This window comes from Aquabacterium sp. G14, assembly GCF_037482285.1.
GTDB lineage: Bacteria > Pseudomonadota > Gammaproteobacteria > Burkholderiales > Burkholderiaceae_C > Aquabacterium.
The window spans coordinates 1-21,308 of sequence record NZ_JBBEYB010000002.1; the positions used below are offsets into that span (position 1 = coordinate 1).

Annotated in this window: 14 protein-coding genes; 5 read left to right on the forward strand and 9 right to left on the reverse strand. The window is 62.5% G+C overall.

Annotated features, from left to right (window positions below):
* Nucleotides 1-62: 62 nt before the first annotated feature.
* A protein-coding gene (locus WIT60_RS02385) for an IS3 family transposase (protein WP_339582359.1) occupies nt 63-1,150 on the forward strand; the annotation gives its coding sequence in 2 pieces (ribosomal slippage) (nt 63-315 and nt 315-1,150; 1,089 coding nt in all).
* Between the two features lie 434 nt (nt 1,151-1,584).
* Nucleotides 1,585-2,994, forward strand: coding sequence for an alpha/beta hydrolase domain-containing protein (locus WIT60_RS02390; protein ID WP_339582360.1), 1,410 nt, complete (start codon nt 1,585-1,587; stop codon nt 2,992-2,994).
* A 66-nt stretch (nt 2,995-3,060) separates the two neighbouring features.
* Here WIT60_RS02390 and WIT60_RS02395 read toward each other — a convergent pair whose 3' ends face one another.
* Nucleotides 3,061-4,146 (reverse strand): calcium/sodium antiporter, encoded by a 1,086-nt coding sequence (locus WIT60_RS02395; protein ID WP_339582361.1) that lies wholly within the window; start codon nt 4,144-4,146, stop codon nt 3,061-3,063.
* Nucleotides 4,147-4,299: 153 nt separating this feature from the next.
* Nucleotides 4,300-8,322, reverse strand: coding sequence for a phosphoribosylformylglycinamidine synthase (purL, locus tag WIT60_RS02400; protein ID WP_339582729.1), 4,023 nt, complete (start codon nt 8,320-8,322; stop codon nt 4,300-4,302).
* Nucleotides 8,323-8,509: 187 nt separating this feature from the next.
* Here purL and map point away from each other — a divergent pair, with 187 nt between their 5' ends.
* Nucleotides 8,510-9,352, forward strand: coding sequence for a type I methionyl aminopeptidase (gene map, locus WIT60_RS02405; RefSeq protein ID WP_339582362.1), 843 nt, complete (start codon nt 8,510-8,512; stop codon nt 9,350-9,352).
* Nucleotides 9,353-9,438: 86 nt separating this feature from the next.
* Nucleotides 9,439-12,030, forward strand: a complete 2,592-nt coding sequence (locus WIT60_RS02410) for a [protein-PII] uridylyltransferase (RefSeq protein WP_339582730.1) — start codon at nt 9,439-9,441, stop codon at nt 12,028-12,030.
* Nucleotides 12,031-12,033: 3 nt separating this feature from the next.
* Here WIT60_RS02410 and WIT60_RS02415 read toward each other — a convergent pair whose 3' ends face one another.
* Entirely contained in the window at nt 12,034-12,237 is a 204-nt protein-coding gene (locus WIT60_RS02415) for a YdcH family protein (protein WP_339582363.1), read from the reverse strand.
* Nucleotides 12,238-12,333: 96 nt separating this feature from the next.
* Between WIT60_RS02415 and WIT60_RS02420 the strand changes: the two genes are divergently transcribed.
* Entirely contained in the window at nt 12,334-13,095 is a 762-nt protein-coding gene (locus WIT60_RS02420) for a PP2C family protein-serine/threonine phosphatase (protein ID WP_339582364.1), read from the forward strand.
* Between the two features lie 27 nt (nt 13,096-13,122).
* On the opposite strand, the gene zapE is transcribed toward WIT60_RS02420, so the two are convergent.
* The 6 genes from zapE to sodB form a co-directional block, all read right to left on the reverse strand.
* Nucleotides 13,123-14,235 (reverse strand): cell division protein ZapE, encoded by a 1,113-nt coding sequence (gene zapE, locus WIT60_RS02425; RefSeq protein WP_339582365.1) that lies wholly within the window; start codon nt 14,233-14,235, stop codon nt 13,123-13,125.
* Between the two features lie 71 nt (nt 14,236-14,306).
* Entirely contained in the window at nt 14,307-15,734 is a 1,428-nt protein-coding gene (lpdA, locus tag WIT60_RS02430; RefSeq protein WP_339582366.1) for a dihydrolipoyl dehydrogenase, read from the reverse strand.
* Between the two features lie 31 nt (nt 15,735-15,765).
* Complete coding sequence (locus WIT60_RS02435) at nt 15,766-16,086, reverse strand: PspC domain-containing protein (RefSeq protein ID WP_339582367.1); 321 nt, start codon at nt 16,084-16,086, stop codon at nt 15,766-15,768.
* 75 nt (nt 16,087-16,161) lie between these two features.
* Nucleotides 16,162-17,430: a 2-oxoglutarate dehydrogenase complex dihydrolipoyllysine-residue succinyltransferase gene (gene odhB / locus WIT60_RS02440; RefSeq protein ID WP_339582368.1), complete on the reverse strand. Its 1,269-nt coding sequence runs from the start codon at nt 17,428-17,430 to the stop codon at nt 16,162-16,164.
* A 109-nt stretch (nt 17,431-17,539) separates the two neighbouring features.
* The gene (locus tag WIT60_RS02445) at nt 17,540-20,395 is read right to left on the reverse strand and encodes a 2-oxoglutarate dehydrogenase E1 component (protein ID WP_339582731.1); all 2,856 of its coding nucleotides are present in this window, start codon (nt 20,393-20,395) and stop codon (nt 17,540-17,542) included.
* A 293-nt stretch (nt 20,396-20,688) separates the two neighbouring features.
* Nucleotides 20,689-21,270, reverse strand: coding sequence for a superoxide dismutase [Fe] (sodB, locus tag WIT60_RS02450; RefSeq protein WP_339582369.1), 582 nt, complete (start codon nt 21,268-21,270; stop codon nt 20,689-20,691).
* Between the last annotated feature and the right edge of the window lie 38 nt (nt 21,271-21,308).

Here is a 21,308-nt window from a genome sequence, read left to right on the forward strand (position 1 = left end):
GGTAATCCCCCCGAAAAACCAGCGCAGTGAGAAGTAGAAGTTTTCGAAGGAAAATTTCTACCATGAAGAAGTCCCGATTCACCGACAGCCAGATCATTGATGCGCTCAAGCGCGTGGAGGCTGGCTTGGCCGTGCCGGAGCTGTGCCGAGAGCTGGGCATCAGCACGGCCACGTTCTACAAGTGGCGCTCGAAGTTCGGCGGCATGGATGCCTCGCTGATGGCGCGCATGAAGGAGCTGGAAGAGGAGAACCGCCGACTCCGCAAGATGTACGTCGAAGAAAAGCTCAAGGCCGAGATCGTGTCGGAGGCCCTCGCAAAAAAGTGGTGAAGCCATCTCGCCGCCGCGAGATGGCTCAACGATCGGTTCAAGAGTTTGGCGCTTCGATCAAGCTGGCCTGTCAGGCCTTCCAGATCAGCCAGGCTTGTTATCGGTACGAGGCCAAGCACCAGGCCGAGAACGATGAGATCGCCGACTGGCTGCTGCGCTTGACGGACAACAACCGCAACTGGGGCTTTGGGCTGTGCTTCCTGTACCTGCGTAACGTCAGAGGCTTTGCCTGGAACCACAAGCGCGTGTACCGCATCTACAGGGAGCTGGAGCTGAACCTGCGCATCAAGCCACGCAAGCGCCTGGTGCGCGACAAGCCCCAGCCGCTATCGGTACCAGAGGCCATCAATCAGGTGTGGTCAATGGACTTCATGCACGACCAGTTGGAGGACGGCAGAAGCTTCAGGTTGCTCAACATCATCGATGACTTCAACCGCGAAGCACTGAGCATTGAGGTCGACTTCTCGCTGCCCACGCTGCGGGTGATCCGCACGCTCACACAGGTCATAGCCTGGCGCGGCAAGCCGCAGGTCATTCGCTGCGACAACGGGCCGGAATACATCAGCGCAGCCATCGAAGCCTGGGCCAAGTCATGGGGCATTCGCTTTGAGCACATCGAACCGGGCAAGCCGCAACAGAACGCCTATGTCGAACGCTTCAACCGGACGGTGCGCTACGAATGGCTCTCGCAGTACCATTGGACAGACCTCGATGAGGTCAGGCTGTACGCCACCCAATGGATGTGGATGTACAACCATGAACGCCCAAACATGGCCTTGGGCGGCATCACCCCCAAGCAGCGGTTGGCCATGGCCGCATAGCTCTACTTCTCAGAGCTCTGGTTAATGGGGGGGATTACCCAGCGTCAGGCACAGCAGCAGCACATTGCGTCGCCACAGCGGGCGATAGGTGCGGGCTTCACCCGTGAACACGATGGGATGTCGAACAGACTGCATGAGTCCATTCTGAGTGTCCGGTTCCCGGACGAGCTGGCGCCCTGTCGCCAAACACCCCCCGTCAAACCCGGTGCTGCGCCACGCACAGCGCACTCCACAATGAGGGCACACGCTGTACCCTTCCTTGATGCGCCCCATGCCCTCCAGGCCCCTTTCCTGACATGAAGCCCCGCCTGCGAGCCCTCTGGTGGGGTGGCCTGCTTCTGCCGCTGCTCACGCTGCAAGCGGTCCCGGCGCGAACGCCGTCAGTCCCATCCCCCGCGCCATCCGCCACAGCCCAGCCCGCCCCGCCGCCCGGGATGGCGCCCGTTGCCCAGTGGGTGGACACCCAACTGTCGGACGCCCGCTTGCTGGCAGCCCCCCTCGGCACACCGGCCACCTCGCGCGCGGTGCAACTGGATGCCCACGGCTATGTCGAACAAGAGGTGTTCCTGCAGGGCCGAGCCCAGCACTACCGCCCCCGGCCCGGCTGGGGTGAATCGGGCCAGTGGGCCGTCCAGCCTCATGGCCAAGCCCACCCCTACGTCACCCGGCTGCTGGTACGGCGCCCGGCTGACCCGGCGCGCTTCAATGGCGTGATCGTGGTCGAGTGGCTCAACACCACACCGGGCTTCGACCTGGACGGCGGCTGGGTGCTCACCCGCGAGGAGCTGATGGCCCAGGGCTATGCCTGGGTCGGGGTCAGCAACCAGACCGAAGGCTTGCGTGCGCTGCAGAGCCAGTCGCCTCGCTATGCTGCCCTGCGCCTGGCCAGCAACGAAGGCGCCCACGCCGTTTTCGGTCAGGCGGGACACGCCATTCGCGCGAACTGGTCGCAGTTGCTTGGCCTTCCAGCCACCCTCAAGCCGTCCGCCGCGGCCAAGCCCCCTCGCCTGCTGGCCATGGGCTACTCCCAGTCCGGCTTGTACCTGTACACCTATATCAACACCTTCCACCTCGCTCACCAGGTGTTCGATGGTTTCTACCTGCGTGGCCCTGCCCCCCTGGCCCCAGCGGTCGAAAAGGACGGCGATGACGTCTGGGCCCCGGCCTTTCGCAATGACCTGAACACGCCCATCATGCAGGTGCAGACCGAGGCCGAAGCCATGGTCAGTTGGCCGCTGTCTCGCACACCGGACACGGATCGGGTCCGTTACTGGGAGGTCAGTGGCGCCGCCCACCTTGACGGGTACCTGCAGGCTGAACTGCCCCTCATCACCCCACCGAACACACCCAACGCCCTGCACGGGTGCCTGCGCCCGCTCAACGCCCTGCCCGCCTACATGGTGGACCATGCTGCGCTGCACGCGCTCACGCGTTGGGTGACCGAAGGGGTCGCGCCTCCCATTGCACCGCGCATGGACCGCAACGCCCTGGGATTTGTCCGCACCGATGAGGCTGGCCACGCGGCAGGTGGCGTGCGTCTGCCAGACATCCAGGTGCCCACGGCCCGCCATGGTCAGTACAGCAACTTCAGCACCCACTCGCTGACCGTGCGCAGCCAGTACGCATGCATCGCAGGTGGCAGCACAGTACCCCTGGCGGCCTCGGACCTCCACACACGCTACACCAGCCGTGCAGACTATGTGCAGGCCTACCAAGCCGCTGCCGATGTCTTGCTGCGCCAGGGTTTCCTTCGGCCCCGCGATCACCAGGCCTTGCTTGCGCGCTCACAAGCCGCCGCCGCCAGGCTCTGGCCTGGCACTCCCACCAGCCACGCGCCACACTGACCCCGCGTCAGGCATGCCGCACACCGAAGGGCTGCCGCCACACAGGCCCGATCAGGGCCGCCCCGCTCAGCTCGCCCGGCCAGCTCGGCGGTGCCGCAACAAGGAGACACTCATCGTGATGACCGTCAGGGGCACCACGAAGTACAGCATCACCGCGCTGAAGCGGGGCAAGGCGTCATGCGCCTGCGATGCGAGGATCAGGTAGGCAGTGTAAGCAGCGTAGTAAAGCAAGAACACCACACCTTCCCAACGCGCAATCTCGCGACCGGTGATAAAGATGGGCAGACAGGCCAGGGCCACGGCCAGCATCACCCAGGCATCAAAGTGGATCACCGACTCGGCCACGGCCAGACCCGTGCCAGACAAGATGCCCGACACACCCAGACAGCCCAGGATGTTGAAGGTGTTGCTGCCCACTACATTGCCCACGGCCATGTCGCGCTGCCCCTTCAAGGCTGCCGTGATCGACGTGGCCACCTCAGGCAAGGAGGTCCCCAGTGCCACGATGGTCAAGGCAATGACCACATCGCTGACGCCCAGTTGTTTGGCCGTGGTCACGGCCGCTTCGACCAGAAAGTGACTGCCGCCCACCAGGGCCACCAGACCCGCCAAAATCAACCCGACCTGCACCGACCAATGGCGATCCCAGGTGCTGCTCAAGTCCACCTCGTCTTCGAACTCAGCGTCGGCAGCAGCGCCCTGACGACGCGACTGCCACACCAAAAAGACGGTGTAAATCACCATGGCGCCCAGCAGCAAAGCCGCCTCCCAATTGGCCAATACGCCATCCAGCATCATGAGCAACAGGGCCACAGTGGCCGCAATCATGATCGGAACCTCCTGGCGGATCAACTGAATGTGCACCACCAGGGGCGCAATCAGGGCGGAGGCCCCCAGGATGAACAACACGTTCAGGATGTTGCTGCCCACCACGTTGCCGATGGCGATGTCGACCTTGCCGTCCAGCGCAGCGCCCGCAGACACTGCCAACTCCGGCGCACTGGTGCCGAACGCGACCACCGTGAGCCCCACCACCAGGGGAGAAACGCCAAACGACAAGGCGAGTTTGGCGGCACCTCGCACCAGCCAACCAGCCCCCAGTACGAGGGACACCAAACCGCCGACGAACATCACAACGATAGCGAGCGACATGAGTTTTCAGATGGATTGTGGACAAACAAACGCCCCCAAGAGGGGGCGACTGGGCGTGTCAGTTTGCAGTGGACCAGAGGCGTCGCCAAAGGACGCCTCACAAAACCCACACACTTCAGGGACTCTCGCCGCGGGGGCGGGCCCGAACAAGGATCAACCCACCCACTTGCGAGCATTGCGGAACATGCGCAGCCAAGGGCTGGCATCGCTCTTGTTGCCGCTGGTCCAGCTCATCTGGATGTTGCGGAACACACGCTCAGGGTGCGGCATCATGGCCGTGAAGCGACCATCGGCCGTGGTCACGCCCGTCAAGCCGCCGGGCGAACCGTTCGGGTTGAACGGATACACCTCGGTAGCGGCACCGGTGTTGTCCACGTAGCGCAGGGCTTTCTGCACCTTGGCGATGTCGCCACGCTGCGAGAAGTTGGCAAAGCCTTCACCGTGCGACACAGCGATCGGCATGCGGCTGCCTGCCATGTCCTTGAAGAACAAGGACGGGCTCTCCAGCACTTCGACCAGGCTCAGGCGGGCTTCAAAACGGGTGCTCTGGTTGTGCGTGAACTTGGGCCAGTCTTGCGCACCTGGAATGATGGGGCTGAGTGCCGCCAGCATCTGGCAGCCATTGCACACGCCCAGCGCGAAGGTGTCCTGACGACCGAAGAAGGCCAGGAACTGCTCTTCCAGCTTGGGGTTGAACATGATCGAACGCGCCCAGCCTTCACCGGCACCGAGGGTGTCGCCGTAGCTGAAGCCACCGCAGGCGATGAAGCCCTGGAACTGGTCCAGGCTGACGCGGCCAGCTTGCAGGTCGCTCATGTGCACGTCGAAGGTGTCGAAGCCACCTTGGGCCACGGCATACGACATTTCCACATGCGAGTTCACACCCTGCTCACGCAGGATGGCGACCTTGGGGCGCGCCTTGTGGATAAAGGGCGCGGCCACGTCTTCCAGCGGGTCGAAGGTCAGGGCCACGTGCATGCCGGGGTCAGCGGCCTTGCCAATGGCTTCGTGTTCGCTGTTGGCGCAAGCGGGGTTGTCGCGCAGCTGCGCAATGCGCCAGCTCACATCGTCCCAGGTCTTGTGCAGTTGCTCCACGGGCGCGGCAAACACGGACTTCGCATCGCGCCACACTTCCAGCGTGTGCTTGGCGTTGGGCTTGCCGATGACGTGGCTGTGCTTGCTCAGGCCATGCTCGCGCAGGGTTTGCAGCACGGCATCACGGTCAGCGGTGCGCACTTGCAGGACCAGGCCCAGTTCTTCGTTGAACAACGCCTTCAGGGTCAGCTCGTTGCGGCGCTCGCCCACTTGGCCCGCCCAGTTCTTCGAATCACCGAAGTCGGCACGGCTGTCGTCCACACCGGTGCTCTCGGTCACCAGCATGTCCACGTTCAGGCTCACGCCGGTGTTGCCCGCGAAGGCCATTTCGGCCACGGTCGCCCACAGGCCACCGTCACCACGGTCGTGATAAGCCAGCAGCTTGCCTTGAGCGCGCAGGGCGTTCACGGCGTTCACGGCTGCTTTCAGCATCTCGGGGTTGTCGCAGTCGGGCACGTCGTTGCCGAACTGGTTCAGCACCTGGGCCAGCATCGAGCCACCCATGCGGTTCTTGCCTTCGCCCAAGTCCACCAGGATCAGGCTGGTGTCCAGCGCCTGGCCGTTTTCCGACGTGACCAGTTGCGGGGTCAGCGTGCCACGCACGTCCGCGATCGAGGCAAAGGCCGTCACGATCAGGGAAACGGGTGCCGTGACTTGCTTGGTTTGACCGTTGTCCGACCACTTGGTGCGCATGGACAGCGAGTCCTTGCCCACAGGAATGGACACGCCCAGTGCCGGGCACAGGTCCATGCCCACGGCCTTCACAGTGTCGAACAAAGCAGCGTCTTCACCGGCTTCGCCGCAGGCGGCCATCCAGTTGGCCGACAGCTTCACGCGCGACAGCTCAATGGGCGCGGCCAGCAGGTTGGTGATGGCTTCCGCCACCGCCATGCGACCGGACGCTGGCGCATTGACCGAGGCCAGCGGAGTGCGCTCGCCCATGGCCATGGCTTCACCGGCAAAGCCCTTGAAGTCAGCCAGGGTCACGGCCACGTCGGCCACGGGCACCTGCCAGGGACCCACCATCTGGTCGCGGTGGTTCAAGCCGCCCACGGTGCGGTCACCGATGGTGATCAGGAAACGCTTGCTGGCCACGGTGGGGTGACGCAGCACGTCCAGCGCCACGGTGTCCAGCGACACGCCCGTCAGGTCCAGCTTGCCGCCATCCCACTGCACGCGCGTCACATCGCGGTGCATCTTGGGCGGCTTGCCCAGCAGCACTTCCATGGGCATGTCCACGGCCTTGTCGGCACCAGGCTGGGTGGTGTCTTCCAGCACCAGTTCCAGTGCTTCGGTGGCCACGCCAATCACGCCGAAGGGGCAACGCTCGCGGTTGGCCATCTCGGTGAACATGGGCAGCGACTCGGGTGCGATGGCCAGAACGTAACGTTCCTGGCTCTCGTTACACCAGATTTCCTTGGGCGCCATGCCGGACTCTTCCAGCGGCACCTTGCTCAGATCGAAACGCGCGCCCTTGCCTGCGCCGTCCACCAGTTCCGGGAAGGCGTTGGAGATGCCACCGGCGCCCACGTCGTGGATGGCCAGAATCGGGTTCTTCGCACCCAGGCCCCAGCAGTGGTTGATCACCTCTTGCGCGCGGCGCTCGATTTCCGGGTTGCCACGCTGCACCGAGTCAAAGTCCAGTGCCGCCGAGTTGGTACCCGCAGCCATGGACGAAGCCGCCGCACCGGCCATGCCGATGCGCATGCCCGGGCCGCCCAACTGAATCAGCAGCGTGCCCGCGCCGAACACGATCTTCTTGGTCTGCGTGGCATCAATGGTCCCCAAGCCACCGGCAATCATGATGGGCTTGTGATAACCACGGCGGATGGCCTTGTCGCCCTCGCCCACGTTCTGGTCGAACACGCGGAAGTAACCACCCAGGTTGCTGCGGCCGAATTCGTTGTTGAACGCGGCGCCACCCAAGGGGCCTTCGATCATGATCTGCAGCGGGCTGGCAATGTGCTCAGGCTTGCCGATGGGGTTTTGCTCCCAAGGCTCGTTGGTGCCGGGCAGGTGCAAGTTCGAAACAGAGAAACCGGTCAAACCGGACTTGGGACGCGAGCCACGGCCAGTCGCACCTTCGTCACGGATTTCACCGCCCGCACCGGTCGATGCCCCAGGGAAAGGCGAAATGGCCGTGGGGTGGTTGTGCGTTTCCACCTTCATCAGCACATGGGCCAGCTCTTCACGGGCCTTGTACTGAGGCGCGTTGGTATAGCCATCGGGCATCCAGCGCTCGATTTGGTGGCCTTCCATGATGGACGCGTTGTCGGCGTAAGCCACCACGGTGTGCTGCGGGTTCAGCTTTTCGGTGTTGCGTATCATGCCGAACAGCGACAAGTCCTGCTCCACGCCGTCCACGGTGAACTTGGCGTTGAAGATCTTGTGGCGACAGTGCTCCGAGTTCGCCTGGGCGAACATCATCAACTCCACGTCGGTCGGGTTGCGCTTCAAACCGGTGAAGGCACTGACCAGGTATTCGATTTCATCGTCCGACAAGGCCAGACCAAAGGTCACATTGGCCTCTTCCAGCGCAGCGCGGCCACGGCCCAGCACGTCCACGTGCTCCATCGGGGCGCCTTGCTTCTCGTCGAACAGGTGACGGGCTTCGTCGCGTGCCAGCAGCACGCTTTCCGTCATGCGGTCGTGCAGCAGCGCGGCGCAGGCCTGCAGGTCCTGGGCCGCCAAGCCCTTGGCGCCGCCCATCAAGGCACCGATCACACCCGACCTCACGGTCAGACGGTACTCGGTCACGCGTTCCACACGGCGAATCGCCATGCCACAGTTGTGCGCAATGTCGGTGGCCTTCGAGGCCCAGGGCGACACGGTACCCAGACGCGGTGCCACAACGATCAAGTCCCCGTCAGCCGGGCCCTCGTAGGCGTCACCATAGGTCAGCAGCGCCGAGAGCTTGTCCAACTCCGCATGGTCAAGCGACCGATCCATGGCCACCCAGTGCACAAAACGGGCATGAACGCCCGCAATGCGGGGGTTGATGGCTTGCAGCTTGGGCAGCAGGGCCTGGACTTGGTGCGGAGCCAGGGCGTTGCCGCCCTCAAAGTGCATCAGGGTGGACATCACGGGGGTGGTGCGTTCGGTCACGGCGTGGGGGCCTGGGTTGGCCTGCACACACACGGTGCGCACAGGCTGTCGTAAGGTAAAACGCGAATTTTACCGGCCCCAGGCCCCGAATGCCGACCCAAGGCCTTCAATCTGATGCCCCTGGCGCGACAAGCCACGCAGGAATTGCGGATAATTCTCAACCATGAGCATCACCATCAAGACCGGCGCCGAGATTGACGCCATGCGCAAGGCTTGCCGTCTGGCCTCCGAGGTCCTCGACTACCTGACCCCTTTTATCAAACCCGGCATCACCACCAACGAGATCGACAAGCTGTCGCTCGACTACATGGTGAACGTGCAGGGCACGAAGTCGGCCACCATTGGCTACGCTCCTCCTGGGCACATCCCCTACCCGGCCTCGCTGTGCACCTCGGTCAACGATGTGGTGTGCCACGGCATCCCCAACGACACACCGCTCAAGGACGGCGACATCGTCAACCTCGATGTCACCATCATCACGCCCGAGGGTTGGTATGGCGACAACAGTCGCATGTTCGTGATCGGGGAAGGCAAGATTGCTGCCAAGCGTCTGTGCTCAACGACGTTCGAGGCCATGTGGAAAGGCATCGAAAAGGTCAAGCCCGGCGCACGCCTGGGCGACATCGGCCATGCCATCCAGACTTTTGCCGAGAACGCCGGCTACTCGGTGGTACGTGAATATTGCGGCCACGGCATCGGCCGCAAGTTCCACGAAGACCCCCAGGTGCTGCATTACGGCCGCCCGAACACCGGCGTTGAACTCGTGCCCGGCATGATCTTCACCATCGAGCCCATGATCAATCTGGGCAAGCGCGAGATCAAAGAGGGCCGCAAAGGCAAAGCCCCTTACGACGGCTGGACCATCGTGACCAAGGACCGCTCACTGTCGGCGCAATGGGAGCACACCGTGCTCGTCACCGAAACCGGCTACGAGGTGCTCACGCTGTCGGCCGGTAGCCCGCCACCGCCTGACTTCATCCCGGCAGAAAAAGGCACTGCCGCCTGATGCACACCGGCCCTGACGACACTTCTCGTCAGGGCCTTTTTCTTGCTTGCGTCACTGGCCTTGATCCCTTGACCTCTTCGCTCAACATGACCCTGGACATCGCCGCTCTGCGTCAGCAATTTCGCACGGGCAAATCCGAGCTGCTCACCCAGTTCCAGAACAGCCGCCCCACCACCTCCTCAGCCAGCCTGCTCTTGAAGCGCATGGCCCAGTTGGTGGACCAGACCCTCACCACACTGTGGCAAGCGCACGGCCTGCCTGACAACGCGGCCCTGGTGGCCGTGGGTGGCTACGGCCGCGCCGAGCTGTTTCCGCACTCCGACATCGACGTGCTGTTGCTCGTGCAGTCTGCCCCGCTACCCGGCTGCAACGATGCCACCACGTGCGCCATCGAAAGCTTCATCAGTGCCTGTTGGGACACCGGCCTGGAAATTGGCTCCAGTGTGCGCACCGTGAGCGAGTGCATCGAAGAGGCACAACGCGATGTCACCGTGCAGACGTCCTTGCTGGAGGCTCGCTATCTGTGTGGGGACCTCGGTCGCTTTGAGGCCTTGCAGCAAGAGGCCATGGCCCACATGGATGTGCGCGCCTTCATGACGGCCAAGATCCTGGAGATGCGCCAGCGGCACACCAAGTACGAGGACACCCCCTACTCGCTGGAGCCCAACTGCAAGGAAAGTCCCGGTGGCCTGCGCGACCTGCAAGTGGTGATCTGGCTGGCGCGTGCCGCAGGCCTGGGAAGCAACTGGCAAGACCTGGCCCGCAACGGGCTGCTCACGCCGTTCGAAGCCCGCCAGTTGGCACGCAACGAAGGTGTGCTCAAACTCATCCGCACCCGACTGCACCAGATTGCCGGCCGCCGCGAGGACCGTCTGGTGTTCGACCTGCAGACTGCTGTGGCCGAGTCCTTCGGTTACGAGAACACCCGCGCCCTGCGTGCCAGCGAAGTGCTGATGCGCCGCTATTACTGGGCGGCCAAAGCGGTCACGCAGCTCAACCAGATCCTGATCCTCAACATCGAAGAGCGTGTGCATGGCTCACAAGATGCGCCGATGCGCGTCATCAACGAGCGCTTCCTCGACCGTGGCGGCTTCCTCGAAATCGTCAGCGACGACCTCTACCAGCGCGACCGCCACGCCATCCTGGCCACCTTCCTGACCCTGCAACAGGACAAGAGCCTCAAGGGCCTCTCGGCCCGCACGCTGCGCGCGCTCTATAACGACCGCAAGCTGATGGATGCCTCTTTCCGTCGCGACCCGGTCAACCGCGCCACCTTCATGGCCATGCTGCGCGAAAGCCAGGGCCAGACCCACGTGCTGCGCCTGCTCAACCAGACCTCGGTGCTGGGCCGCTACCTCTGGGTGTTCCGCCGCATCGTCGGTCAGATGCAGCACGACCTGTTCCACGTCTACACGGTCGATCAGCACATCCTCATGGTCGTGCGGAACATGCGCCGCTTCTTCATTCCGGAGCACGCCCACGAATACCCCTTCTGCACCCAGCTGGCCGCCGAATGGGACAAGCCCTGGCTGCTCTACGTCGCCGCCCTCTTCCACGATGTCGCCAAGGGACGTGGCGGGGATCACTCCGATCTGGGGGCCATCGAGGTTCGCCGCTTCTGCAAAGACCACGGCATCACGGGCGAAGATGCCGAGCTGGTGGAGTTCCTGGTGGCCGAGCACCTGACCATGTCACGGGTCGCCCAGAAGGAAGACTTGTCCGACCCCGACGTCATCCAGGCCTTCGCGCAACGCATGGGCAACGAACGCCGCCTCACGGGCATGTACCTGCTGAGTGTGGCCGACATCCGTGGCACCAGCCCCAAGGTCTGGAACGCCTGGAAGGGCAAACTGCTTGAAGACCTGTACCGCTTGACCTTGCGGGCACTGGGCGGCGCTCGCCCCCACATGGATGCCGAGATTGAAGCGCGCAAGCAGCAGGCCCGACAGGCCCTGGCACTGTATTACCTGCCCGCCGGCATCGAAACCCCGCTGTGGAAGTCGCTGGACATGAGCTACTTTGCGCGCCACGACGCGGGCGACATTGCCTGGCATGCGCGCATGCTGTTTCGCCACCTGAGCGATGACAAGCCGGTGGTCGCTGCACGCATTTCCTCGGTCGGTGAAGGTTTGCAGGTCCTGGTTTACGCCCCAGATCGCCCCGACGTCTTCGCCCGTATCTGCGGCTATTTCGACCGAGCCAGCTTCAACATCCAGGACGCGCGCATTCACACCACGGCGAGCGGCTATGTGCTCGACACCTTCCAGATCATGGCCAGCGACCCCTTGAAGTTCGAAGGTGTGCACTACCGCGACCTGATCGCATTGGTCGAAAACCAATTGGCCGAAGCGGTCGCATCTGAGACCCCCCTGCATCAGCCAGTACGCGGCCGACTGTCACGCCGCGTCAAATCATTCCCGGTGCCACCGCGCGTGAGCCTGCGTCCGGATGAGCGAGGCCAGCGGTGGCTGCTCAGCGTGTCAGCGAGCGACCGCTCAGGTTTGCTCTATGTCATTGCCCGCACACTGGCCAAACACCATGTGAACGTCCAGTTGGCCAAGGTCAGCACGCTGGGTGAGCGCGTGGAAGATACCTTCCTCGTCACAGGTGACACCCTGAAACTGGACAAGGCACAACTCGCACTGGAAACCGAGTTGCTCGAAGCGCTGAGTGCGTGAGAATCAGGCAGGCTCTTTCGGATCGAGCAGCAGCTCCAGCCGGGCGATTTCATCGCGCAACATCAGTCGGCGTTTTTTCAAGCGCCGCAAACTGAGCTCGTCAAAGGGCACCTGGTCGGCTGCCCGGTCAATCAGGTTGTCCAGATCCGCATGCTCCATGCGCAGCTCGATGAGTTGCCGTTGCGGGGAGTGCAGATTGGATTGCATGAAGGCGCCGAAGACCCTGATCAGGGGGCATGTGCAAGGGATGATCCTGCCTCGGAGCGACCGGGAGCAGGGCTTTTAGGCATTATAGTTTTCCCCATGACGTCCACTTCCACCAGTTTCCGCCTCGTCGCCACCACAGGCACCCATCGCGGAGACCGGGCCTATCAGCAAGACCAGGTCACCATCCTGCCCCACGCCCGAACCAAGGGCTGCCTGCTCGCCGTTGTGGCCGATGGCATGGGCGGCAAAAGCGGTGGACGCAAAGCGGCCGATCAGGTGATCCTGACCGCCAAGCAGTTGTTCGAGCGTTACTCGGCCACTCACGATCTGCCCGAGCAGTTCCTCAAGCAACTGGCCGAAGAGGCCCACTTGATGATCAAGCTCACGGCGATCTCCTCCGAGGAAGAGCCGCACAGCACCCTGGCGGCTTTCATCGTCAGCCCAGATCGTTCCGCTTGCATTGCCCACATCGGCGACAGCCGCGTCTACCACTTCAGTGGGGCAGACATGGTGTTTCGCACCACCGACCACTCCTACGTTCAACGCCTCATCAACGAGGGGCAGATCACGGAGGAAGAGGCGAACACCCACCCTCAGTCCAACCTGCTGACAGGGTGCCTGGGCAGCCAGACCGATCCGCCACTGTGCCTCAAACACATCACCTGCCTGCACCCCGGCGACACCTTGCTGGCTTGCTCGGATGGTCTGTGGCACTACTTCACACCCAAGGAACTGGGAGCGATCGTCCACACGCTGCCTCCGCGTGAAGCGGCAGAAATGCTCGTGGCCAAGGCGCGCCATCGCGCCCGCGGCGGTGGCGACAACCTGTCGCTGGCCCTGGTGCGCGTCGAGGACTAAGACTCCGACGCTCGCGCACACGATCGCTCAGGTCAGCGAGGTGTCCACCAGACGGCGCTCTTCGCTCAGGTACTCCTTGGACTGCATCTCGTTGAGACGCGAGACCGTGCGCGGGAACTCGTGCGACATCGGGCCTTCGGTGTACAACTCTTCCGGCGGCACCTCGGCCGAGATCACCAGCTTGACCCGGCGGTCGTACAACACGTCCACCAGCCACGTGAAACGCCGTGCTTCCGAGGCCAGGCGAACTGGCATGTGCGGGACATCGCTGAGCATGATGGTGTGGAACTGATTGGCCAGCTCCAGATAATCATTCTGAGAGCGTGGTCCGCCACACAGCGTGTGAAAATCGAACCAGACCACGCCCCCGGCCTTGCGTCGGGCTTGCAGCACACGGTGCTCGATGTGCAGCTTCGGGTCCTCGTCGGCTGACTCGGCCAGTTTGTCGAACACCTCGCCCATCTCCCGATCGGTGCCGGCATTGAGCGGCGTGAGGTACAGATTGGCCAGCTCCAGCGTGCGGCGACGGTAGTCGGTGCCGCTGTCCACGTTCACCACCTCCAGCTGGCTCTTGAGCAACTCGATGGCCGGCAGGATGCGGTCACGGTGCAGCCCGTTGGGATAGAGCTCGTCCGGGTGGAAGTTCGACGTGGTGACGATGCTCATGCGGTGGCGGAACATCGCGTCCAGCAGACGATGCAGGATCATCGCGTCCGTCACATCGGCCACGTGGAACTCGTCAAAACAGATCAGACGGTGCTTGCGCGCCATGCGCTTAGCCAGCACCTCCAGGGGGTCTTGCACACCCTTCAACTCATGCAGTTGGCGGTGCACCTCACGCATGAACTCGTGAAAATGCAAGCGCGTCTTACGCTGCAGCGGCACGGCATTGAAGAAGCAGTCCATGATGAAGCTCTTGCCGCGCCCCACCCCACCGTACATGTACACACCCTTGGGCAAGGGCGGGTAACGCAGCATCTTGGTCAAGGCGTTGGAGCGCTGGCCTTTGTACACAGACCACTCGTCCTGGCAACGCTGCAAGGCGGCGATCCCCTTGAGCTGCGCGGCATCGGCCTTGTAGCCTCGCTCCGCCAGGCTTTGCTCATACAGCTTCGTGACAGAAATGGCGGGCTTCGTCATGGATCAATACATCAAAAGACAAGAAAAAGGGGCGGCCAAGCCACCCCTCCCATGATATTGCGAAGGCAAAATCAGAAGTTCAGCGTCCGCTTGTCCACGGCCAGGGCCGCTTCCTTGGTCGCCTCGCTCAGACTCGGGTGAGCGTGGCAGATGCGCGCGATGTCTTCGGCGCTGGCCTTGAACTCCATCGCCACGACGGCCTCGGAGATCAGCTCGCTGGCCATCGGGCCAATGATGTGTACGCCGAGGATTTCATCGGTGGCGGCGTCGGCCAGGAACTTCACGAAACCGGTGGTGTCACCCAGCGCACGGGCACGGCCGTTCGCCAAGAAGGGGAAGGAACCGGCCTTGTAGGCACGGCCCTCCGCTTTCAGCGCCTGCTCGGTCTTGCCGACCCAGGCGATCTCCGGGCTGGTGTAAATCACCCAGGGAATCGTGTTGAAGTTGACGTGACCATGCTGACCGGCAATGCGCTCAGCCACGGCCACACCTTCTTCTTCAGCCTTGTGGGCCAGCATCGGGCCACGCACCACGTCACCCACCGCCCACACATTGGGCAGGTTGGTCTGGCAGTCGTCGTTGACCACGATGGCACCACGCTCATCGAGTTGCAGGCCCACAGCTTCGGTGTTCAGCCCGATGGTGTTGGGCACGCGACCGATCGAGATGATCAGCTTGTCGCATTCCAACTTCTGCTCGGCGCCCTTGGCGTCCGTGTAAGCCACGGTCACACCCTTCTTGGCAGCCTTGATCTCGCCAATCTTCACGCCCAGTTGCAGGTTCAGGCCCTGCTTGGTGAAGACCTTCTGGGCTTCCTTGGCCACTTGCTCGTCCACAGCCGCCAGGAAGGTCGGCATGGCTTCGAGCACGGTGACTTCGGCACCCAGACGGCGCCAGACCGAGCCCATTTCCAGGCCGATCACGCCGGAGCCGATCACGCCCAGCTTCTTGGGCACGTCGCCGATGGCCAGCGCGCCGTCGTTCGACAGGATCTGCTTTTCATCGAACGGCGTGCCAGGCAGTGCACGGGCGTTCGAACCGGTGGCCACGATGATGTGCTTGCCAACCAGCGTCTCGGCCTTTTCACCAGCGACGGCGATTTCGTAGCCGCCTTCAACGGCCTTCACAAACGAGCCGCGGCCGTGGAAGAAGCTGACCTTGTTCTTCTTGAACAGGTACAGGATGCCGTCGTTGTTCTGTTTGACGACGTTGTCCTTGCGGGCAATCATCTTGGACACGTCCATCTTCAGATCGCCCACGGTGATGCCGTGGTCAGCGAAGTGGTGAGCAGCGTGCTCGTAGTGCTCGGACGACTGCAGCAGGGCCTTCGAGGGAATGCAGCCCACGTTGGTACAGGTACCACCAGGGGCCGCGCCGCCCTTGGCGTTCTTCCACTCGTCTATACAGGCAACTTTCTTGCCCAGTTGTGCCGCGCGGATGGCCGCAATGTAGCCACCAGGGCCGCCGCCGATGATGATGACGTCGAATTGATTGGACATGATGTGTGGTGTTCAGCAGGTTGAGTCGGGGTCATTCGTCCGGGACGAAGATCCACAGCAGGATGTAGAGCAGCAGTCCTGCTCCCCAGAACAGGAACAACAAGGCGAATGCCAGACGCCAGATCCAGGACTCCATCCCGGTCAGACGCGCCACACCGCCACACACGCCTCCCAGCCACCGGTCGTCACGTGAACGCCGCAAGCGGTTCACGTTGGACAACACCGGAGCGCCCACAGGTGTGGTGGCGCTACCTTGAATGACTTGGGTCTTCAGCTGCTGAAACTCTTCTTCATTGATCACACCGCGATCACGCAATGTGGCCAGACGTTCGAGTTCATCAGCCTGAGACATGGTGTGTTGCTCCTCTGGTCAGATGCAGGTTCCGAGCGGGCCCTTGTGAGGCCCGCCCGGCCGCAAAACTCACAATCAGATGTCGAACAGCAAGCGAGCCGGATCTTCCAGCGCTTCCTTCATGGCCACCAGACCCAGCACGGCTTCGCGGCCGTCGATGATGCGGTGGTCGTAAGACATGGCCAGGTAGTTGATCGGACGGATCACGATCTGACCGTCTTCCACCACGGGACGATCCTTGGTGGCGTGCACACCCAGAATGGCCGACTGAGGCGGGTTGATGATCGGGGTCGACAGCATTGAGCCGAAGGTGCCACCGTTGGAGATCGAGAACGTGCCGCCAGTCAGCTCTTCCAGACCCAGCTTGCCGTCACGGGCCTTTTGACCAAACTCGGCGATCTTCTTTTCGATTTCGGCGAAGGTCATCTGGTCAGCATTGCGCAGCACCGGCACCACCAGACCACGGGGCGAACCCACGGCCACGCCGATGTCGAAGTAGCCGTGATAGACGATGTCGTTGCCGTCCACCGAAGCGTTGATCACCGGGTACTTCTTCAGGGCGTGCACAGCGGCCTTGACGAAGAAGGACATGAAACCCAGCTTGACGCCGTGTTCCTTCTCGAACTTGTCCTGGAACTTCTTGCGCAGCGCCATGACCGGGGCCATGTTCACTTCGTTGAAAGTGGTCAGGATGGCGTTGGTGGCCTGCGACTGCAGCAGACGCTCGGCCACACGGGCACGCAGACGGCTCATCGGCACGCGCTGCTCAGGACGCTCGCCCAGGCTCGGGCCGGTGGACGGGGCCTGCACAGCGGGCAGCGCCTTGGTCGGCACCCCGGTGGGGATAGCGGGCGCGGCAGCAGCAGCCTTGGCACCACCGGCCACAGCGGCGAGCGCATCACCCTTGGTGACGCGGCCATCCTTGCCCGAGCCAGCCACTTGCGAGGCGCTCAGACCGGCCTCGGCCAGCAGCTTGGCTGCAGCGGGCATCGCAACATCACCCTTGTTGCCACCGGTCGCGGCCGGTGCAGCCACAGCAGCGGCCGGAACCGATGCGGCAGCAGCCGGTGCTGCGGCGGGAGCAGCCACCACGCCAGCGGCCGCTTCGGTGTCAATGCGAGCGATGACTTCGTCGCTGGCAACGGAATCACCGTCGTTGCGCACCAGTTCAACCAACACGCCAGCGCCAGGCGCCGGCACTTCCAGCACGACCTTGTCGGTCTCGATTTCGATCAGGATTTCGTCGGCAGCGACAGCTTCGCCAGCCTTCTTCTTCCATTGCAACAGGGTGGCTTCGGCCACCGATTCGGACAACTGAGGAACCTTGACTTCAATGATTGCCATGATGTGTATCTCCTGTTGCGGTCACCCTTGGCGTGCCCTGCCCGTCTGGTGCCCTTCGCGGGCCGACCAACTTGGACGGGGTCGCAGGCACGCCTGGACCGCTTGAACCTTACTTGTTGAGAACGAAGCCCTTGAGCTTGGCGAACGCCTGATCCAGCAAAGCTTTTTGCTGCTCCTGGTGCAGGTGGGCATAACCCACCGCGGGCGAAGCGGATGCAGGACGACCTGCATAGCCCAGCTTCTGGCCCTCGGCCATGCTCTCGTGGATGTAGTGCTGCACGAAGAACCAGGCACCCTGGTTCTGAGGCTCGTCCTGGCACCACACCAGTTCAGTCAGGTTGGGATACTTCTTCAGCTCAGCGGCAAATGCCTTGTGCGGGAAGGGGTACAGCTGCTCGATGCGGACGATGGCCGTGTCAAACGCCTTCTTGTCTGCACGCTTCTTGACCAAGTCATAGTAGACCTTGCCGGAGCAGCAGATCATGCGTTTGACCTTGCTCGCATCAATGGCCTCGTCGACTTCGCCTATCACAGTACGGAACTCACCACGGGTGAACTCGGTCAGCGGCGAGGTAGCGTCCTTGTTACGCAGCAACGACTTGGGCGTCATGATGACCAGCGGCTTGCGGAACATGCGCACCATCTGGCGACGCAACACGTGGAAGATCTGGCTGGCCGTGGTCGGCTGCACGATCTGCATGTTGTTGTCGGCAGCCAGCTGCATGAAGCGCTCCAGGCGTGCCGAGCTGTGCTCAGGGCCCTGGCCTTCGTAGCCGTGCGGCAGCATCATCACCAGGCCATTGGCACGACCCCACTTCACTTCGCCGGAGGCGATGAACTGGTCGATCACCACCTGGGCGCCGTTGGCGAAGTCGCCAAACTGGGCTTCCCAGATCACCAGGCTGTTGGGATCCGAACCGGCGTAGCCGTATTCGAACGCCAGCACAGCCTCTTCCGAAAGGATGGAGTCGATGACGACGAACGAAGCCTGGTTGTCGGCCACGTTCTGCAGAGGCACGTAGGTGCCCTCATCCCACTTTTCGCGATTCTGGTCGTGGATGACGGCGTGACGGTGCGTGAACGTGCCGCGGCCGCAGTCTTCACCCGACAGGCGAACCGGGTAGCCCGAGGCCACCAGCGAGGCAAAAGCCATGTGCTCGCCCATGCCCCAGTCCACATTGATTTCGCCCCGGCCCATCGCGGCGCGGTCGGCATAAACCTTCTTGACCAGTTGGTGCGGCGTGATGGAGTCCGGCAGCGTCGTCAGACGCTCGGCCAGACGCTTCCACTCAGCCAGAGGAATGGCAGTGTCGCCACCGTCGGTCCACTTCTTTCCCAGGTAAGGCGACCAGTCCACCGCATGCTTGCGCTGGTAGTTGGTCAGCACCGGGTCAATGGTGTGACGGCCTTCATCCATGGCGGCACGGTAGGCCTTGACCATGTCATCGCCCAGCGTAGCGCCCAGACCTTGAGCGGCCAGCTTGTCGGCGTACAACTTGCGCGTGCCAGGGTGAGCCGCGATCTTCTTGTACATCAGCGGCTGGGTCAGGCTCGGGGTGTCCTGCTCGTTATGGCCCAGCTTGCGGAAGCAGATGATGTCAACGACCACATCCTTGCGGAAGGCCATGCGGTATTCCAGAGCCAACTCGGTCGCGAACACCACGGCTTCCGGATCGTCACCGTTGACGTGCAGCACAGGCGACTCCACACCCTTGACGATGTCCGTGCAATACAGGGTGGAGCGCAGGTCGCGCGGGTCGGAGGTGGTGAAACCGATCTGGTTGTTGATGATCAGGTGAACCGTACCGCCCGTGGTGTAACCACGGGTCTGAGCCAAGGCCAGGGTTTCCTGGTTCACGCCTTGACCGGCAAAGGCCGCGTCGCCGTGCACCAGAATCGGCAGCACCTGGTCCGCGCGGGCGTCGCCACGGCGGTCCATGCGGGCGCGCACCGAGCCTTCGACCACCGGATTCACAATTTCCAGGTGAGACGGGTTGAAGGCCAGGGACAAGTGGACCGGGCCGCCACGGGTAGAGACGTCAGAGCTGAAACCCTGGTGGTACTTCACGTCACCAGCAGGCAGATCTTCGGGAGCCGTGTGCTCGAACTCGGAGAACAGTTCCTTAGGCTGCTTGCCCAGGGTGTTGACCAGCACGTTCAGGCGGCCACGGTGAGCCATGCCGATCACGATTTCCTGGATGCCCTTTTCGCCGGCGCCCTGGATCAGTTCGTCCATGGCGGCGATGAAGCTTTCACCACCTTCCAGCGAGAAACGCTTTTGACCGACGTACTTGGTGTGGAGAAAACGCTCCAGACCTTCGGCAGCCGTCAGGCGATCGAGGATGTGCTTTTTCTTCTCGACGGTATAGGTCGGCTTGGAGCGCACGCTCTCCAGCTTTTCCTGCCACCAGCGCTTTTCACCGGGGTCGGTGATGTGCATGAATTCAGCACCAATGCTGCCGCAGTAGGTTTCACGCAGGGCTTGCACGATCTCGCGCAAGGTCATGTGATCGGCCTTGCTGAAGTACGTGTTGGTGGCGCTGAAAGAGATTTCCTTGTCGGACTCGACAAAACCGTAGAAAGCCGGGTCGAGCTCAGGAATGTTCGGACGCTCTTGACGCTTGAGGGGATCGAGATCCGCCCAGCGAGAGCCGAGGAAGCGATAAGCAGCGATCAGGGACTGCACGTCAACCTGCTTGCGGGCCACGGCCAGATCAGCGGAGCTGGTCTTGACCATGAAGGCGTTCGCCTTGGCACGCTGTGCAAAGGACTCGACCACGGGGGCATGAGCCACATCGCGCTGGTCGGTGCCGTCTGCGGCAGGGACGTTCTGAAGGGCGTCGAAGTAGGAGCGCCAGTTATCTGGCACGGAACCGGGGTTGTCGAGATACGCCTCGTACAACTCTTCGACATAGGGGGCGTTACCCCCGAACAGGTACGAGTTCGACCTGAACTGCTGCATCATTTCGCTCACCTCACTCCCAGGTTTCCTGGGACATTGGCTGGTTGATAAAACCTTCCGCGACACGGCTTGACCGGTTGGCGGATTGCGACCCGCCTTGCTGACTGCTTCGAACAAAATCGAGCAAGGGCGACGGGAAGGGCCGTAAAGAACCCAGTCAATGTAGCACCGAAGCGGAGTCCGTGCTGCCACGTCGGGCAAAACTTTTCAACCCCCGTCCGCAGGGCGAACAAATTCCACAAAAACAAAATAAAAAGCCGGGACAAGCCCGGCTTTGATGCACAAAACGTCTGGAATCAACCGAAGTTCTTGGCAGCGAAGTCCCAGTTCACCAAGCTGTTCAGGAAAGTCTCCACGAACTTCGGGCGGGCATTGCGGTAATCGATGTAGTAGGCATGCTCCCACACGTCGATGGTCAGCAGAGCCGTGTCACCCGTGGTCAGCGGGGTGCCGGCCGGGCCCATGTTGACGATGTCCACCGTGCCATCGGCCTTCTTGACCAGGAAGGTCCAGCCGGAACCGAAGTTGCCCACGGCCGACTTGGTGAAGGCTTCCTTGAAAGCGTCGTAGCTACCGAACTTGGCGTTGATGGCGTCAGCCAGCTTGCCGGTCGGAGCGCCGCCACCGTTCGGCTTCATGCAGTTCCAGAAGAAGGTGTGGTTCCACACTTGAGCGGCGTTGTTGTAGATGCCACCGCTGGACTTTTTGACGATCTCTTCCAGAGACAGGCTCTCGAACTCGGTGCCCGGGATCAGGTTGTTCAGGTTCGTGACGTAAGCCTGATGGTGCTTGCCGTAGTGGTACTCGAAAGTCTCGGCGCTGATGTGCGGAGCCAGAGCGTCTTGAGCGTACGGCAGTGGGGGAAGCGTATGTGCCATGGTGCGTTTCCTGATTGGGGTTGATATCGGTCACGATT

Coding starts and splice junctions, on each gene's coding strand:
- WIT60_RS02390 (WP_339582360.1), top strand. CDS start 1,585: ATGGCGCCCGTTGCCCAGTGGGTGGACACCCAACTGTCGGACGCCCGC.
- WIT60_RS02395 (WP_339582361.1), bottom strand. CDS start 4,146: ATGTCGCTCGCTATCGTTGTGATGTTCGTCGGCGGTTTGGTGTCCCTC.
- purL (WP_339582729.1), bottom strand. CDS start 8,322: ATGTCCACCCTGATGCACTTTGAGGGCGGCAACGCCCTGGCTCCGCAC.
- map (WP_339582362.1), top strand. CDS start 8,510: ATGAGCATCACCATCAAGACCGGCGCCGAGATTGACGCCATGCGCAAG.
- WIT60_RS02410 (WP_339582730.1), top strand. CDS start 9,439: ATGACCCTGGACATCGCCGCTCTGCGTCAGCAATTTCGCACGGGCAAA.
- WIT60_RS02415 (WP_339582363.1), bottom strand. CDS start 12,237: ATGCAATCCAATCTGCACTCCCCGCAACGGCAACTCATCGAGCTGCGC.
- WIT60_RS02420 (WP_339582364.1), top strand. CDS start 12,334: ATGACGTCCACTTCCACCAGTTTCCGCCTCGTCGCCACCACAGGCACC.
- zapE (WP_339582365.1), bottom strand. CDS start 14,235: ATGACGAAGCCCGCCATTTCTGTCACGAAGCTGTATGAGCAAAGCCTG.
- lpdA (WP_339582366.1), bottom strand. CDS start 15,734: ATGTCCAATCAATTCGACGTCATCATCATCGGCGGCGGCCCTGGTGGC.
- WIT60_RS02435 (WP_339582367.1), bottom strand. CDS start 16,086: ATGTCTCAGGCTGATGAACTCGAACGTCTGGCCACATTGCGTGATCGC.
- odhB (WP_339582368.1), bottom strand. CDS start 17,430: ATGGCAATCATTGAAGTCAAGGTTCCTCAGTTGTCCGAATCGGTGGCC.
- WIT60_RS02445 (WP_339582731.1), bottom strand. CDS start 20,395: ATGATGCAGCAGTTCAGGTCGAACTCGTACCTGTTCGGGGGTAACGCC.
- sodB (WP_339582369.1), bottom strand. CDS start 21,270: ATGGCACATACGCTTCCCCCACTGCCGTACGCTCAAGACGCTCTGGCT.